At 68.0% G+C, this 16107-nt stretch carries 13 protein-coding genes; 11 read left to right on the top strand and 2 right to left on the bottom strand.

Features of this window, described 5'->3' with window-relative positions; all coding sequences use genetic code 11:
* Positions 1–391: 391 nt before the first annotated feature.
* Genes ssb through lnt form a run of 6 tightly spaced genes read left to right on the top strand, consistent with a single transcriptional unit; the run spans position 392 to position 6191 of the window.
* Complete coding sequence (gene ssb, locus G372_RS0106955; protein ID WP_012983503.1) at positions 392–874, top strand: single-stranded DNA-binding protein; 483 nt, start codon at positions 392–394, stop codon at positions 872–874.
* 36 nt (positions 875–910) lie between these two features.
* Entirely contained in the window at positions 911–2263 is a 1353-nt protein-coding gene (miaB, locus tag G372_RS13545) for a tRNA (N6-isopentenyl adenosine(37)-C2)-methylthiotransferase MiaB (protein WP_019624786.1), read from the top strand.
* Positions 2264–2266: 3 nt separating this feature from the next.
* Positions 2267–3262 carry a PhoH family protein gene (locus tag G372_RS0106945; RefSeq protein WP_018864737.1) on the top strand — a complete coding sequence of 332 codons (996 nt, stop codon included), beginning with the start codon at positions 2267–2269 and terminating at the stop codon, positions 3260–3262.
* Positions 3249–3764: an rRNA maturation RNase YbeY gene (gene ybeY, locus G372_RS0106940; RefSeq protein ID WP_019624785.1), complete on the top strand. Its 516-nt coding sequence runs from the start codon at positions 3249–3251 to the stop codon at positions 3762–3764. Before G372_RS0106945 ends, ybeY begins: the two co-directional genes overlap by 14 nt.
* Complete coding sequence (locus tag G372_RS0106935; protein ID WP_018864739.1) at positions 3757–4689, top strand: HlyC/CorC family transporter; 933 nt, start codon at positions 3757–3759, stop codon at positions 4687–4689. The genes ybeY and G372_RS0106935 overlap by 8 nt, the downstream gene beginning before the upstream one ends.
* A complete protein-coding gene (lnt, locus tag G372_RS0106930; protein ID WP_019624784.1) occupies positions 4689–6191 on the top strand; it encodes an apolipoprotein N-acyltransferase in 1503 nt (500 codons plus the stop codon). Before G372_RS0106935 ends, lnt begins: the two co-directional genes overlap by 1 nt.
* A gap of 47 nt (positions 6192–6238) precedes the next feature.
* Here lnt and G372_RS0106925 read toward each other — a convergent pair whose 3' ends face one another.
* The gene (locus G372_RS0106925) at positions 6239–6802 is read right to left on the bottom strand and encodes a zinc ribbon-containing protein (protein WP_018864741.1); all 564 of its coding nucleotides are present in this window, start codon (positions 6800–6802) and stop codon (positions 6239–6241) included.
* A 195-nt stretch (positions 6803–6997) separates the two neighbouring features.
* Here G372_RS0106925 and G372_RS0106920 point away from each other — a divergent pair, with 195 nt between their 5' ends.
* Positions 6998–9412 carry a Lon protease family protein gene (locus tag G372_RS0106920; protein WP_019624783.1) on the top strand — a complete coding sequence of 805 codons (2415 nt, stop codon included), beginning with the start codon at positions 6998–7000 and terminating at the stop codon, positions 9410–9412.
* An 86-nt stretch (positions 9413–9498) separates the two neighbouring features.
* On the opposite strand, the gene G372_RS0106915 is transcribed toward G372_RS0106920, so the two are convergent.
* Positions 9499–10353: a DUF2189 domain-containing protein gene (locus G372_RS0106915; RefSeq protein ID WP_019624782.1), complete on the bottom strand. Its 855-nt coding sequence runs from the start codon at positions 10351–10353 to the stop codon at positions 9499–9501.
* Between the two features lie 209 nt (positions 10354–10562).
* On the opposite strand from G372_RS0106915, the gene leuS reads away from it, so the two are divergent.
* The 4 genes from leuS to G372_RS0106895 are packed head-to-tail and all read left to right on the top strand — an operon-like array spanning position 10563 to position 16063.
* Positions 10563–13154 (top strand): leucine--tRNA ligase, encoded by a 2592-nt coding sequence (gene leuS, locus G372_RS0106910; RefSeq protein ID WP_019624781.1) that lies wholly within the window; start codon positions 10563–10565, stop codon positions 13152–13154.
* Positions 13151–13717 (top strand): LPS-assembly lipoprotein LptE, encoded by a 567-nt coding sequence (locus G372_RS0106905; protein ID WP_019624780.1) that lies wholly within the window; start codon positions 13151–13153, stop codon positions 13715–13717. The genes leuS and G372_RS0106905 overlap by 4 nt, the downstream gene beginning before the upstream one ends.
* Positions 13717–14754: a DNA polymerase III subunit delta gene (gene holA, locus G372_RS0106900; RefSeq protein ID WP_019624779.1), complete on the top strand. Its 1038-nt coding sequence runs from the start codon at positions 13717–13719 to the stop codon at positions 14752–14754. The genes G372_RS0106905 and holA overlap by 1 nt, the downstream gene beginning before the upstream one ends.
* Positions 14755–14758: 4 nt before the next feature.
* The gene (locus G372_RS0106895) at positions 14759–16063 is read left to right on the top strand and encodes a glutamate-5-semialdehyde dehydrogenase (protein WP_019624778.1); all 1305 of its coding nucleotides are present in this window, start codon (positions 14759–14761) and stop codon (positions 16061–16063) included.
* Positions 16064–16107 lie beyond the last annotated feature (44 nt).

Here is a 16107-nt window from a genome sequence, read left to right as displayed (position 1 = left end):
GGCGCACAAAACCGCACATGGGCGCTGCCGGCTCGCGGGCGCCCTGCTACAATTAAGGAAACACTGACCAATGTACGCGCTCGTGCTCGAGTCGCTTTTGCGTGCGAACAAGGCGCGGTGACTGCCGTGCAGTCATTCTGCACAAGGGAGCCGCAACGCCGTTCCCGCGCCCGTTGTTATCAAAAACGGGCGGCCGAGCCCCTTTGGGGTTGGTACCCCCTGTTCCCCGATCCTGCGTTGCGCCGCTTGCGGGTAGAACCACTACCCGCTGCACGGCGCGCCTTGTCTCGGAAAACCTGGGGTACCAACGCGAGTGTGTACATTGATCAGTGTTTCCTTAACGGTTCGTTTCCCGCGCCCTGCACAAGGCGTCAGACACTAAGGAGTTCCCATGGCCCGTGGCGTCAACAAAGTCATCCTGCTCGGTAATCTCGGGGCCGACCCGGAAAAGCGCGAGACCCCCAACGGGGTTACCGTGACCAATCTGCGTCTGGCCACCTCGGAGCAGTGGACCGACAAGAACTCCGGCGAGAAGCGCGAGAACACCGAATGGCACCGCGTGGTGATGTTCGGGCGTCTGGCCGATATCGCCGCGCAGTACCTGTCCAAGGGCTCGCAGGTCTATATCGAGGGCAAGATCCAGACCCGCAAGTGGCAGGACCAGTCCGGCAATGACCGCTACAGCACCGAGATCGTGGCCAACGACATGCAGCTGATCGGCGGCCGCGGGGGCAGCGGCGGTGGCGGCGGGTTCGACCAGGATCCGGGCTATGGCGGCGGCAGTTCCTACGGCGGTGGTGGCCAGCAGGGCGGCAACCGCAGCAGCGCCCCGGTCTCCGGCGGCGCCTTCGATGACGACGACGTCCCGTTTTGAGAAGTACCTGACGTCCACCAACACAAGTACGAACGCATGATCCGCAAGGTCTACATCCAGACACACGGGTGTCAGATGAACGAGTACGACTCCGACCGCATGCTCGACGCCCTGCGCGAGCTGCACGGGGCGGAGCGTACCGATGACCCCGAGCAGGCCGACGTCCTGCTGATGAATACCTGCTCCATCCGCGAGAAGGCACAGGAGAAGGTGTTCTCGCTGCTGGGGCGCTGGCGGCAGATCAAGGAGCGCCGGCCCGAGGTGATCATCGGGGTTGGCGGCTGCGTTGCCAGCCAGGAGGGCGATGCCCTGCGGGCCCGGGCCCCGTACGTGGATCTGGTGTTCGGCCCGCAGACCCTGCACCGCCTGCCGGCGATGATCCAGTCGGTGCGCCGCGAGCGCGCCCCGGTGGTGGACATCTCCTTCCCCGAGATCGAGAAGTTCGACCGCCTGCCGGACCCGAAGGCCGATGGCCCGACCGCGTTCGTCTCGGTGATGGAGGGCTGCTCCAAGTACTGCAGCTTCTGTGTGGTGCCCTATACCCGGGGCGACGAGATCAGCCGGCCGTTCGACGACGTGATCGCCGAGGTCGTGGCGCTGGCCGGGCAGGGGGTCAAGGAGATCAACCTGCTGGGGCAGAACGTGAATGCCTATCGCGGGCCGATGGAGGACGGTGATACCGCCGACCTCGCGCTGCTGATTCACTACGTCGCCGCAGTGGACGGTATCGAGCGCATCCGCTTCACCACCTCGCACCCGGTGGAGTTCTCCGATTCGCTGATTCAGGCCTATGCCGACGAGCCGAAGCTGGTCAGCCACCTGCACCTGCCGGTGCAGAGCGGTTCCGACCGCATCCTGGCGCAGATGAAGCGTGGCCACACGATCCTGGAATACAAGTCCAAGATCCGCCGCCTGCGCGAGGCGCGTCCGGACCTGGACCTGTCCTCCGACTTCATTGTTGGTTTCCCCGGCGAGACGGATGCCGACCACGCGGCGACCATGAAGCTGATCGAGGAGCTGCACTTCGACTTCTCCTTCAGCTTCATCTACAGCGCCCGCCCGGGTACGCCGGCGGCCGCGCTGCCGGACGACGTGCCGCTGGCCACCAAGAAGGCCCGCCTGGCCGAGCTGCAGGCCCTGATCGAACAGCACGGGCGCGAACGCAATCGGACGATGGTCGGCAACATCGAGCCAGTACTGGTCGAGGGTCCGGCCAAGCGCAATCCCGGCGAACTGGCCGGACGCACGGCGAACAACCGCATCGTGAACTTTGCGGGCGATCCCGGCCTGATCGGGCAGATGATTCCGGTCGAGATCACCGAGGCCCTGGCGCATTCCCTGCGCGGCCGCGCGGTGGAGCGGGCGATGTCCGCCGCCGTCGGCGCCTGATTGATGAGTAACCGCCTGGATTTCACCCTGGAGCCGGGGGATCAGGAGACGCTCGCGCGTCTGTCCGGTCCGCTGGATGCCCATCTGCGCCTGATCGAGTCGCGCCTGGGCGTGGCCGTGCACAACCGCGGGCCGCGTTTCAATCTGACCGGGCCAAAGAACGCGGTGCGGGCCGCCGGCGCGCTGATCCACGACCTCCACCGTATGGCGCAGGAGGAACCGGTCAGCCTGGAGCAGGTGCACACCGCGCTGCAGACCGCACACATGGAGGGGCTGGCGGAGGCCGAGCCGGCCGCCGCCGATCCCGCCCTGCGCCTGAAGCGTGCGGTGATCCGGGGCCGCGGTCCGCGCCAGAGCGGCTATCTGGCCTCGATCCAGCAGTACGACCTGAGCTTCGGGATCGGCCCCGCCGGGACCGGCAAGACCTTTCTTGCGGTGGCCGCCGCCGTCGCGGCCTTGGAGCAGGACCGCGTGCAGCGTCTGGTGCTGGTGCGGCCGGCGGTGGAGGCGGGCGAGCGCCTGGGGTTCCTGCCTGGCGATCTCGCGCAGAAGATCGACCCCTACCTGCGCCCGATGTACGACGCCCTGTACGAGCTGATGGGCTTCGACCAGACCGCGCGCCTGATGGAGCGCCAGGTGATCGAGGTCGCCCCACTGGCCTACATGCGCGGGCGCACGCTGAACGAGGCCTTCATCATCCTTGACGAGGCACAGAACACCACCGTCGAGCAGATGAAGATGTTCCTCACGCGGATCGGCTTTGGTTCCACGGCGGTCGTCAACGGCGATATCACCCAGGTGGATCTGCCGCGCGGCCAGCGCTCGGGCCTGAAGCACGCAATGCAGATCCTGCAGGGCGTGGACGGTGTGAGCATTACGCGTTTCCAGGCCGGTGATGTGGTGCGCCACCCGCTGGTGCAGCGCATCGTCGAGGCCTACGACGCACACGAGGATGGCGCGGCACAGGAGGGCGGATCCCGGGGCGATGGCGACGCTTGAGGTCGTGGTCCAGTATGCCCTGCCGCGCCGGGGGCTCCCGTCCGCGGGCACCCTGCATCGGGCCGCGCGCGCCGCATGGCGCGGGGCCGGTCGGGCCGGTGTAACCCTGCGCGTGGTGGATGCCGACGAGGGCCTGGAGCTGAACCGGGGGTTTCGCGGGCGTGACTACGCGACCAACGTGCTGTCCTTCCCTGCCCCCGACCTGCCCGCGATGGCGGCGGGCGAGCCGCTCTATCTCGGCGATATCGTGCTCTGTGCGCCGGTGCTGGCGCGCGAGGCGGCCGAGCAGGGCAAGTCCCTGCGGGCCCATTACAGTCACATGGTGGTGCATGGCCTGCTGCATCTGCAGGGCATGGATCACCAGGAACCCGGCGAGGCCGAGGCGATGGAGGCCGTTGAGCGCTCGATCCTGGCCGGGTTAGGCTATCCGGACCCCTATCAGACCGGCTCTCCGGCCCGTGACTCGAACGCGCCCTCCACCGGAACCGTCCCCGATGCCTGAACCCGTACCCGACGAGCAACCTGCCTGGCGGCGCTGGCTGGAACGCGCGAAGACGCGCCTGTGGCCGCGCCGCGATCCGGCCACCCGCCCCGAACTGATCGAGACGCTGCGCGACGCGCACGGTCGCGAGCTGGTCGACCCCGAGGCCCTGACCATGCTCGAGGGCGTGCTCAACGTGGCCGACATGCAGGTGCGCGACATCATGATCCCGCGTGCCCAGATGGAGGTCGTCCGCCGCGACGCGCGCCTGTCCGAGTTCCTGCCCGACGTGGTGGCCTCCGCGCACTCGCGCCTGCCGGTGGTCGGGGACCACCGCGACGAGGTCGTCGGTGTGCTGCTGGCCAAGGACCTGCTGCGCTTTTTCGGCGAGCCCGACGATGCCGCCTTCGACATGCAGGAGATCCTGCGCCCGGCGGTGTTCGTGCCGGAGAGCAAGCGCCTGAACGTGCTGCTGAAGGAATTCCGCCTGAGCCGCAACCACATGGCCATCGTGGTGGACGAATACGGTGGCGTGGCCGGGCTGGTGACCATCGAGGACGTGCTGGAGCAGATCGTCGGCGAGATCGAGGACGAGCACGATGTCGAGGACTACCTGACCCAGATCATGCAGCACCCCGGCGGGCGCTACACCATCAAGGCGCTGACGCCGATGGAGGAGTTCAACGCCTACTTCCAGACCGCTTACAGCGAGGACGACTTCGACACCATTGGCGGACTGGTGCTGTCGCACTTTGGCCATGTGCCGCGCCGCGGCGAGCAGATCGTGATCGACGGCATGCGCTTTCGCGTGCTCCGCGCGGACAACCGCCGTCTGCATCTGCTGGAGATGCGCCGGCCGGGACCCGACGTGGCCCCGGCCACGGATGACCCCGGCCAGACCTTCGAGGGCCAGCCGGCCGACGGTGGCGAGCACAAGGGGGCCTGATGCAGCCACTGGCCGAGCGTCTGCCCACCTGGGCCATCGCGTTGCTGGCCCTGGTCGCAGGGGCGGGGGCGACCCTCGCCTTTGCCCCGGTGGGCTGGTTTCTGGCCGCGCCCCTGGGCCTGGCCGTCTGGTTCGGGCTCCTGATTGGCGCCCCGGCGCGGCAGGCCGCATTTACCGGCTATGCCTTCGGGCTCGGGTTCTTCGGGACCGGGGTTAGCTGGATCTTCAACAGCCTGCTGGTGTTCGGGGAGGCGCCCCTGATCGTGGCCTCGGTCATTACCGTGCTCTTCGTGCTGGTGATGGCCCTTTATCCGGCCCTGCTCGCGGGGCTCGCTGCGCGCTTTCTGCCGCTGGCGCGACCAGCCGGACTGCTGGCCCTGGCCGGGGGCGTGGTGCTGGTGGAGCTGGCCCGCTCCTGGCTGTTCTCGGGCTTCCCCTGGCTGCTGTTCGGGCATACGGTGCTGGACACCCCGCTGCACGGCTGGCTGCCACTGGCCGGGGAGCTGGGCGCCGGTCTGATGGTCGCGTTGCTCGCGGTGGCCGTGGTCAGCGTGTTCCTGGCCGGGCAGCGTTGGGTGGGCGCGGGGCTCGCCGTTGCGGTGGTGATCGCATCGCTGGCACTGGGGCTCGTGCGCTGGGTGGACCCCACCGGGGAGGAGATCCCGGTGGCGATGGTACAGGGCAACATCGACCAGGCCCGCAAGTGGGCCCCGGACGGCATCGAGCATTCGCTCGACATCTATCGGGGGTTGACCCGCGAGGCCGTCGGGGACGCCCTGATCGTCTGGCCGGAGACCGCGATCCCGGCGTTCTACACCGAGGTGCATGACCCCCTGGAAGGCATTGCGAGCGAGCTGGCCGACGCCGGTGGCGAGCTGGTGGTCGGCATCTTCGACTACGAGGCCGAGGGGCGGGATGTCTTCAATTCGGTGGTGCATGTCGGCAGTGGCGCGGGCTACAACAAGCGCCAGCTGGTGCCCTTTGGCGAGTACATCCCGCTGCGCGACCGCCTGGCCTGGCTGGACCGGCTGCTGCAGATCCCGATGTCGGATCTCTCTCCGGGTACGGGTGATGGCCGCATGGAGATGGCCGGGACGACCGCCGGGGTCAGTATCTGCTACGAGTCCGCCTATGCCCGTCACATCCGCGCAGCCCTGCCGGAGGCCGGATTCCTGGTCAACGTCTCCAATGACGCCTGGTTCGGCGACAGTCTGGCCCCGGCCCAGCACCTGCAGATCGCCCGGGTTCGCGCGGTGGAGACCGGGCGCCCGATGGTGCGCTCGACCAACACCGGCATCTCGGCGCTGATCGATGCCGATGGCCGCATTCTGGAGCGTTCGGGACTGTTTACCCGCGAGGTGGTCCGCGGGACCCTGGAGCCGCGCACCGGGCTGACCCCGGCCGCCGCGCTGGGCGAGGGCCCGGCCGTGCTGGCCGCGCTGGTCCTGGTGGTGCTGGGTGCGGCGGTGGGGCGCCGCCGTACCCGGTCACAGTCGCTTTGACGTTTCCGCTGGACTAGGAGCCTGTCGGACCCGGGACTGATCGGCTCCTAGGCCTCTGCGGTCTCGCTGGCGCCCGGGCCACGGCGGAAGGTCGTGTTGTGGCAATTGGAGCAGGGCGGAATGCGCGCGACCTTGGTCATGTGCAGCGCATGGCCGCATTTCTTGCACAGCAGCTCGCCGGGGCCGGTGATCTCGCCGGTGTGCCATTCGCCCATCACCTGGGCGCGGGCGGTCAATTCCGTGATCTCGATCCGGGTGCGATCCGCGATGCGTTCCAGTGCGCTGAGGATGCTGGCCTCGATCAGGCCGAGGTCGATCCGCAGCCAGCCGCGCCAGTCCTCGCTGCGGCTGTCCAGATAGGCCCCCAGGTCCTGCAGGTCGCGGCGCAGGTAGTCCATCACTTCGTGGGCCTCTTCGCGGGTCAGGTTGCGAGCCTTCTGCACGCGATCGCGGGCGTTCTCGAGCGACTCGGTTATCGCCTTGCTGGTCTTCTCCTCCAGTTTTTCCAGGTCTTCGGTGACCTCGTGCAGCATGCGCTGGTAAGCGCTGCTCAGGCGATGTTCGCGTTCCTGATCATGCTCCGGGGGCGTACCACTGGGCTTGTCGCTCATGCGCTGTTCCTCGCTGGCCGATAGGTGACTGGGGTCCCGTTCGGGGACGTGTCGGACGCTGATGCGCCCAAGGTAGCACGATGCCCGGACCAAGCCAGAGTCGCGAAAGCGAATTGGCCGGGTCCGGGCAAACGAGGGGGTGCATAGCGGCTCGGAACTGCTGCAAGGTAGGGGCTGACGACAAGGGAGACGATCATGACGCGACCCGCACCCCTGACCGCGGAGCAGGTCTATCACCGGTGCCCCCCGGAGCATCTGGAGTTCGAGACCACCGAGACGCTGGAGGCACTGGAGCTGCCCTGTGGCCAGGAACGGTTGCTGCACACGCTGGAATTCGGTGCGTCGATGCGTGGCAACGGTTTCAACCTGTTCGTGCTGGGGCCAGCGGGCAGCGGACGGCACGAGCTGGTACGGCGCTTTCTGGAAGGGCGCGCGGCCGACGAGCCTGTGCCGCCGGACTGGGGTTATGTGTTCAACTTTGCCTGCCCGGAGCGTCCGCGAGCCATGCGGCTGGCGGCCGGCGAGGGCCAGACTCTGCAGGCCGATCTGGATCGTCTGATCGACGACCTGCACAGCAGTATCCCGGCCGCCTTCGAGAGCGAGGAGTACCAGCGGCGCCTGCAGGAATTGAAGGACGCCTCGGAAGAGGAGCAGACCGAGGGCGTGCGCAAGGTGCAGGAAGAGGCCGAGGCGCACGATATCGCGCTGATCAGTGCGCCGAACACCTTCTCGTTCGCGCCGATGCGTGACGGGGAGATGCTCAAGCCAGACGAATACGATGCTCTGTCCGAGGAGGAACGCGACCGCATCGACGCCAAGGTCGAGGAACTGCAGGAGAAGCTTCGCCAGGCGCTGCGCCAGATCCCCCGCTTGCGCAAGGAGTTGCAGGAAAAGATCCGGGCGCTGAACGCGGAAATGTTGCAGTGGACGCTGGGTGGCCCGATCCACGAACTGAAGGAGCGGTGGTCGGATCTGCCGGCCGTGGTCGAACACCTGGAAGCGATCCTGGACGATGTAGTCCGGCACGCGGAGGCATTTCGCCGCGGCCGTGGCCATGCGCCCCCCGAAGGACTGCTGGAACGCTTTCGCATCAACCTGCTGGTGGATCATGCCGCCACACGGGGCGCCCCGGTGATCTACGAGGACCTGCCGAATCATCAGCACCTGACCGGCCTGATTGAGCATCAGATGCACGAAGGGGCTCTGTTCACGGACTTCTCGCTGGTGCGTGCCGGCGCCCTGCACCGGGCCAGTGGGGGGTACCTGATCCTGGACGCCCGGCGTGTGCTGACCCAGCCACTGGCCTGGGAGAGCCTCAAGCGAGTGCTGTTTTCTGGCGAGGTGCGCATCGAGTCGCTGGAACGCCTGTTCGGACTGGTGAGTACAGTGGGGCTGGAGCCGGAGCCGATCCCGGTGATGCCGAAAGTGGTTCTGATCGGTGATCGCCTGCTCTATTACCTGCTGTCCGCGTTCGACCCGGACTTCCTGGAGCTGTTCAAGGTCGAGGCCGACTTCGAGGACGACCTGGACCGCGGGGCTGACACCCATGCGCTGTACGCGCGCATGCTGGCTACCATGGCGCGTCGTGCCGAACTGAGGCCGCTGAATCGTGCAGCCGTGGCTCGCGTGATCGAGCATGCCAGCCGTCTGGCCGGCGATCAGCGCAAGCTCTCGGCGCATGACCGCACCCTGCGTGATCTGCTGCTGGAGGCCGACTACTGGGCCGGACAGATTGACGCGGATATCGTGGATGTTGTGCAGGTCGAACAGGCCATCCGGGAACGCCAGGAGCGCGGGGCCCGGCTCCAGCGCCGCAGTCTGGAGCAGATCCGGCGCGGGGTGGTCCTGATCGCGACACGCGGGGCGCAGATTGCCCAGGTCAATGGCCTCTCGCTGTTGCAGCTCGGCGATGCGACCTTCGGACGACCGATCCGGATTACCGCCACTGCGCGGTCGGGCAAGGGGCAGGTGGTCGATATCGAACGCGAGGCGAAACTGGGCGGACCGGTGCACAGCAAGGCGGTGATGATCCTGTCCCGCTTCATTGCCAGCCACTATGCCGAGGACAGCGAGCTGTCACTGTCCGCCAGTCTGGCGTTCGAGCAGTCCTATGGCGACATCGAGGGGGACTCCGCCTCGGTGGCCGAGACTTGTGCGCTGCTGTCCGCGATTGCGCGTATCCCGCTGCGCCAGTCGCTGGCGGTCACCGGTTCGCTCAACCAGCATGGCGAGGTTCAGGCTGTTGGTGGGGTCAACGAAAAGATCGAGGGCTTCTTCGACGTCTGTCGCGAGGCGGGCGCACTTGATGGTCACGGCGTGCTGCTGCCGGGTAGCAATGTCGAACATCTGATGCTGCGACGCGATGTGCGCGACGCGATCACCGACGGGCGATTCCATGTCTACCCTGTCGCCACGGTGGACGAGGCCATTGAACTCCTGAGCGGCATGACGGCGGGCGAACGGGCACCGGGTGGCGGGTTCCCCGAAGGCAGCTTCAACCGGATGGTCGCCGATCGCCTGGCGGAGTTCGCGCGCTTGAGTCACCGGCGCCGGTACCGCGATGACCAGGCCGATGAGGGACCGGACAGCCCCTCCGAAAGGGACGCCTGAGTGTTGGTGTCCGCTGCGACCCAGGCAGAGTTTCCCCTGAGGTCTGGTCCGCCCCGAAGGCGGACCAGCCGTTAACGGGTGTTTCCCTAGGGGGTCTCGACCAAGTCCCGGTAGCCATGCCACATGGCGAAGCCGAGCCACGGGAAGATCACGATCAAGGCCAGCAGGGCGGTCGCCACCGACACCACGAATAGCGCGGTGATGATCAGGCCCCACAAGATCAGCGTGCCCCGATTATGGTTGAAGGCCTTCAGGCTCACGCCGATCGCGTCAAACAGCGTGGTCTGTGGGGACTCCTCGCGGGCCCGGTAGTCAATCATGGCGGGAAGTGTCACGAGGCTCAGCACGAACGCCAGCAGCCCGAACACGATCGCGGCGACGATCACCCCAATCAGGGAGATGATCCCGGAGCCGGTGGTCAGCATTGCCGCCACCATGTGGTGCAGCTGCCCGGTTACCCCTAGCGCGCCGATATTCAGTACGCCGATCCACATCCAGACAAAGCTGGACCAGATGACGAAGATCAGCGCCAGGAGCAGGGCAAATACCCAGACCGAGCCCCCCAGGTGGGTGACCCAGCCCAGGCCCACACCGGTCGAGCGGCCTTGTTCACGCTCGAGCGCCAGGTAGTTCACGCCGACGGCGAACACCGGCCCCAGGAACAGAAAACCGGCCAAGAAGGAGAAGGCCATCCAGGGCTGGTTCCACGACAAGCCGAGTACTACGAGACCCACGATGGCGATCACCAGGCCATGTATCAGGGCGACGGGGGTGTTCCAGAGATCGCGCCAGCCTTTGCCCAGCCAGGTCCCGAGATGGTCGGGTTCCACTGTGCGGATGGCAGGGCCCTCGGTTTCCGGTGTGTGTTCTTCTGCAAGCTCCCCCAGATCCTCGGGGTAGGCGCGCCTCACAACGGGGATTTCGTCCTTTTCCTTGCTCATGTCCTCAGCTCCTTGGAACTTTTCTCGTGGACTCACTGTTTCGGCCAGTGGAATTGCGCAGTGGTTCCGGAAAATTTTTGAAGGCTGTTCCGAAAAACCGGTCTGGTTTTCGGGCTCTCCCGGTTCTGACCCGTCGCTTGGAGGGGGTGGGAGCGGCTGGTATTCTGCGCAGTTCTTTGTTTCCCGCGATAAAGGCACAGGTGAGGCGCATGCAGGAGCAGTATTCCCCGGAGGTGATCGAGGCGCAGGTACAGCGCCAGTGGGAGGAGGCCGACTGCTTCCGCGCGCGCGAGGACGCCCCCGGCGAGCCGTTCTACTGCCTGTCCATGTTCCCCTACCCCTCGGGCAAGCTGCACATGGGACATGTGCGCAACTACACCATCGGTGACGTGATCGCCCGTTTCCAGCGCATGCAGGGTCGAAGCGTGCTGCAGCCGATGGGCTGGGACGCCTTCGGCCTGCCGGCGGAGAACGCGGCGATGCAGAACCACGTCCCGCCGGCCGCGTGGACGCGCCAGAACATCGAGCAGATGCGCACCCAGCTCAAGCGCCTGGGCTTCGCCTACGACTGGTCGCGCGAGTTTGCGACCTGCGATGCCGACTACTACCGCTGGGAGCAGTGGCTGTTCGTGCTCCTGCTGAAGAAGGGCCTGGTCTATCGCAAGAAGGCGACCGTGAACTGGGATCCGGTGGATCAGACCGTGCTCGCCAACGAGCAGGTGATCGAGGGCCGTGGCTGGCGCTCCGGCGCGCTGGTCGAACGCCGCGAGATGCCGCAGTGGTTCCTGCGCATCACCGACTACGCCGACGAGCTGCTGGACGCCCTGGACGGGCTGGATGGCTGGCCGGACCAGGTGCGCACGATGCAGCGCAACTGGATCGGGCGTTCCGAGGGCGTGGAGCTGGAGTTCGCGGTGGATGGCGGCGAGCCACTGACCGTCTATACCACGCGCCCGGACACCCTGTTCGGCGTCTCCTACATGGCGCTGGCCCCGGAACACCCGCGGGTGCAGGCCCTGGCGCAACATGATGCCGAACTGGCCGCGTTCGTCGCCGACTGCGCGCAGGGTGGGGTGGCCGAGGCCGATCTGGCGACCATGGAGAAGAAGGGCCGGTCGCTGGGCTTTACCGCCCGCCATCCGCTGACCGGTGCGGAGGTCCCGGTCTGGGTCGCCAACTTCGTGCTGATGGAATACGGCACCGGCGCGGTGATGGCCGTGCCGGCACACGACGAACGCGACCACGAGTTTGCCACGCAATACGGGCTGCCGATCCGGCAGGTGATCGCCCCGGCCGACGGTGCCGAGTGCGACGTGCAGCGGGCCGCGTTCACAGACCCTGGCGTGCTGGTGAACTCGGGCGACTTCGACGGGCAGGCCTCCGAGGCGGCCAAGGGCGCGATCGCCGAACACCTGGAGCAGGCCGGGCTTGGTCGGCGCCGGCGCAACTACCGCCTGCGCGACTGGGGCATCTCGCGCCAGCGTTACTGGGGCTGCCCGATCCCGGTGATCCATTGCGACGACTGCGGTGCGGTGCCGGTGCCGGAAGCCGACCTGCCGGTGCGCCTGCCGGAGGACGTGATCCCGGACGGCGCCGGTTCGCCGCTGGCGCGCATGCCGGAGTTCTTCGAGGCGACCTGCCCGGAATGCGGCAAGCCGGCGCGGCGCGAAACCGACACCTTCGATACCTTCTTCGAATCCAGCTGGTACTTTGCCCGCTACGCCTGCGCGGACAACGACACCGCGATGCTGGACCCGCGTGCCGACCACTGGCTGCCGGTGGACCAGTACGTCGGCGGCATCGAGCATGCGGTGCTGCATCTGCTGTACGCGCGCTTCTTCCACAAGCTGCTGCGTGACGAGGGCCTGGTGGCCTCCGACGAGCCATTCACCCGGCTGCTGACCCAGGGGATGGTGATCGCGCCGACCTTCTACCGCGAGCGCGGTGACGGCGGGAAGGACTGGATCAACCCGGCCGATGTCGAGCTGGAACGCGCGGAGGACGGTTCGGTGAAGGCCGCACGCCACCGCGAGGACGGCCAGCCGGTCGTCGTGGGCGGCATGGAGAAGATGTCCAAGTCGAAGAACAACGGCGTGGACCCGCAGGCACTGATCGAGCGCTTCGGCGCCGATACCGCGCGGCTGTTCACCATGTTCGCCGCACCGCCGGACCTGTCGCTGGAGTGGTCCGACTCCGGCGTCGAGGGCGCGCAGCGCTTCATCAAGCGCCTGTGGCGGGCGGTGCACGAGCACGTGAACGGCGATGCCCCGGGTACGCTGGACGTGGACGCGCTGGACGACGCCGGGCGCGAGCTGCGGCGCAAGCTGCACGACACCATCGCCAAGGTCACCGACGACATCGGCCGGCGCCAGACCTTCAACACGGCCGTGGCCGCGAACATGGAGCTGCTGAACGACCTCGGGAAATTCCCGAAAGATGGTGCGCAGGCCGCGGCCGTGCGCCAGGAGGCCCTGGAGGGCATCGTGCGCATGCTGGCGCCGATCATCCCGCATGTGACCGAGACCCTGTGGCGCGCGCTGGGCCATGACGAGCTGGTCGCGACCACCGCCTGGCCGACGGTCGACGAGGCCGCGCGCCAGGCCGCGCAGGAGACCCTGGCGGTGCAGGTGAACGGCAAGCGCCGCGCCGAGATCGCGGTCCCGGCCGGTGCCGACCGCGACGCGATCGAGGCCACCGCGCGGGGTGACGAGAACGTGCAGCGGCACATCGAGGGGCAGAACGTGGTGAAGGTGATCGTGGTGCCCGGGCGCCTGGTGAACTTCGTGGTCAAGCCGCAATGAGCGCGCTGCTGCGCGCAGGGCTGGTGGTGTGGCTGGCGGTCTCCGTGGCCGCCTGCGGCTTCCAGCTGCGCGGCAGCATGGACTGGCCGGAGGCCCTGGCCCCGGTGCATATCACCGGTGTGAACCCGCGTGATTCCCTGTACCGCGAGCTGGCGGTGGCCTTCGGCTCGGCCGGGGTCGAGGTTGTCGATCAGCGCCCCGAGGGGCAGGGCGCGACCCTGGATGTGCGTTCCGTGCGCGACCGCCGGCGCACGCTGTCGGTGACCGACGCGGCGCGGGTCGCGGAGTACGAACTGATCCGGTCGGTGGAGGTGCGCCTGCGCCCGGTGGACGGCGAGGCCGTGGATCTGGGCACGCTGCACGCGAGCCGGATCTACCTGTTCGACGGCTCGGCGGTGCTCAGCCGTTCCGAGCGCGAGGAGACCCTGCGCGAGGCGATGAACCGGGATATCGTCAGCCAGCTGCAGCGCCGCATCGAGGCGGTGATCGGCCCCGACGGGCAGTTGCGCGAGGACGTCGAGTTCGAGGACGAAGAACCGATGACCGGAGAACCCACCGACTGATGGCCCAGGATCTCGCCCGCCTGGAGCAGGATCTGGCGCGCGGTGTGGCGCCGATCTACCTGCTGCTGGCCGAGGAGCCATTGCAGGCGATCGAGGCGGCCGATGCGATCCGCGCGGCGGCCCGCGATCAGGGCTATCTGGAGCGGACCGTGCTGGACCTGACCGCGCAGTCCGACTGGGCGCCGTTCGAGGCCGCGATCCGCGACCGATCCCTGTTCGCCGAGCGCAGCGTGCTGGACCTGCGCCTGGCCACCGGCAAGCCGGGCAAGGTGGGCGGCGATCACCTGAAGGCCTATGCGGCCGATCCTCAGGATGACCTCGTGCTGCTACTGCAGCTCCCGCGGCCGGATCGGGACATGCGCCGGGCGGCCTGGTTCAAGGCGCTGGAGAACCGCGCGGTGGTACTGCACGCGCGCCCGATCCCTCCATCCCAGCTGGGTCCGTGGGTCCGCGCCCGCCTGCAGCGCCACGGCCTGACGATCACCGACCCGGCGCTGGCGCTGCTGGTCTCGCGCATCGAGGGCAATCTGCTGGCCGCGCGCCAGGAGATCGAGAAGCTGGCGCTGGCGGGCGTGACCGAGATCGACGAGGCCGTACTGGCGGAGGCCACCACCGACGCCGCGCGCTTCGAGCTGTTTGCGCTGGCCCCGACCGCACTGCGTGGCGATGCCCGCCATGCCCTGCGCATGCTGGAGGGCCTGCTGGACGAGGGGCAGCCGGAGCCCCTGATCCTCTGGGCGCTGGCGCGCGAATGCCGGTTGCTGGTACAGGCGATGGAGCGCAAGGCGGCCGGGGCATCGGATCGCGAGGCCTTTCAGGGCAGCTTCGGGGACGGCCAGAAGGCCCTGCGCCAGGCGATGTCGCGGCTGAGCCTGCCGGCGGCGCGCGGGTTGCTGGGCGAGGCCGCGCGCGTGGATCGCGTCATCAAGGGTCAGGAAAACGGCAACGCCCGGCAGGGGTTGCTAGACTTGGTGGCCCGTATGGCGGGCCGCCGGTTGTCCCGGCCATTGCCCGCACTGAACACCGAACGAGTCTGATTGCATGAACGCTGCCGTACACCCGACCGAATCCGCTGCCGCCGACGTGATCGCCCAGGTCGAGGCCCTGGGCCGTGCCGCGCGCGTGGCCTCGCGGCGCATGGCCGAGGCCGAGCCGGGCGCGAAGAACGCGGCTCTGCTCGCGATCGCCGAGGGCATCGCCGCGCGCCGTGCGGAGCTGGCGGAGGCCAACAGCCGCGATCTGGAGGCCGGTCGCGAGCGCGGCCTGGACGCCGCGATGCTGGATCGCCTGGCGCTGACCGACGCGCGCATCGACACCATGATCGAGGGCTGTCGCCAGGTGGCGGGGTTGCCCGATCCCGTGGGCACCATCACCGACATGGCCTACCAGCCGAGCGGCATCCAGGTGGGCCAGATGCGCGTGCCGCTGGGCGTGATCGGCATCATCTACGAGTCGCGCCCGAACGTGACCATCGACGCCGCCGCCCTGTGCCTGAAGTCCGGCAACGCCGCGATCCTGCGCGGCGGCTCCGAGGCCCTGCACTCCAATCAGGCCCTGGCCGCGATCATCCAGGCCGGGCTCGAGCAGGCCGGGCTGCCGCGCGAGGCGGTGCAGGTGGTGCCGACCACCGACCGCGCGGCGGTGGGGGCGCTGCTGCGCATGCCGCAGTACGTGGACGTGATCGTCCCGCGCGGCGGCAAGGGCCTGATCGAGCGGGTCAGCAACGAGTCGCAGATCCCGGTGATCAAGCACCTGGACGGCGTCTGCCATGTCTATGTGGATGGCGGGGCCGATCTCGATAAGGCGCTGGCCGTGGCGGTGAACGCCAAGACCCAGCGCTACGGCACCTGCAACACCATGGAGACCCTGCTGGTGCACGCGGACCGGGCCGAGGCCTTCCTGCCGCGCCTGGCGGCCGCCCTGGGCGAACACCAGGTGAGCCTGCGCGGCTGTGCGCGCACCCGTGCCATCCTCGCTGACCGCGCGGCGGATATCGCCGAGGCTAGCGAGGACGACTGGGTGGCCGAGTATCTGGGACCGATCCTCGCGATCCGCGTGGTCGACGACCTGGACGCGGCGATCGACCACATCAATACCTATGGCTCGCACCATACCGACAGCATCGTGACCGAGGACTACACCCGGGCCCGGCGCTTCCTGCGCGCGGTGGACTCCAGCTCGGTGATGGTGAACGCCTCCACCCGCTTCGCCGATGGCTTCGAATACGGCCTGGGCGCGGAGATCGGCATCTCCACCGACAAGCTGCACGCCCGCGGCCCGGTGGGCCTGCATGGCCTGACCACCCTCAAGTATGTGGTGTTCGGCGACGGTCATGTGCGTGGCTAGGGGGCTGCCGGGTTTGGGGCTGATCTGCTGCGCGCGATGGAATC

This window comes from Thioalkalivibrio thiocyanoxidans ARh2 (assembly GCF_000385215.1).
In the GTDB taxonomy this organism is placed as follows: domain Bacteria; phylum Pseudomonadota; class Gammaproteobacteria; order Ectothiorhodospirales; family Ectothiorhodospiraceae; genus Thioalkalivibrio; species Thioalkalivibrio thiocyanoxidans.
This window is presented reverse-complemented; position numbering and strand designations above follow the sequence as displayed.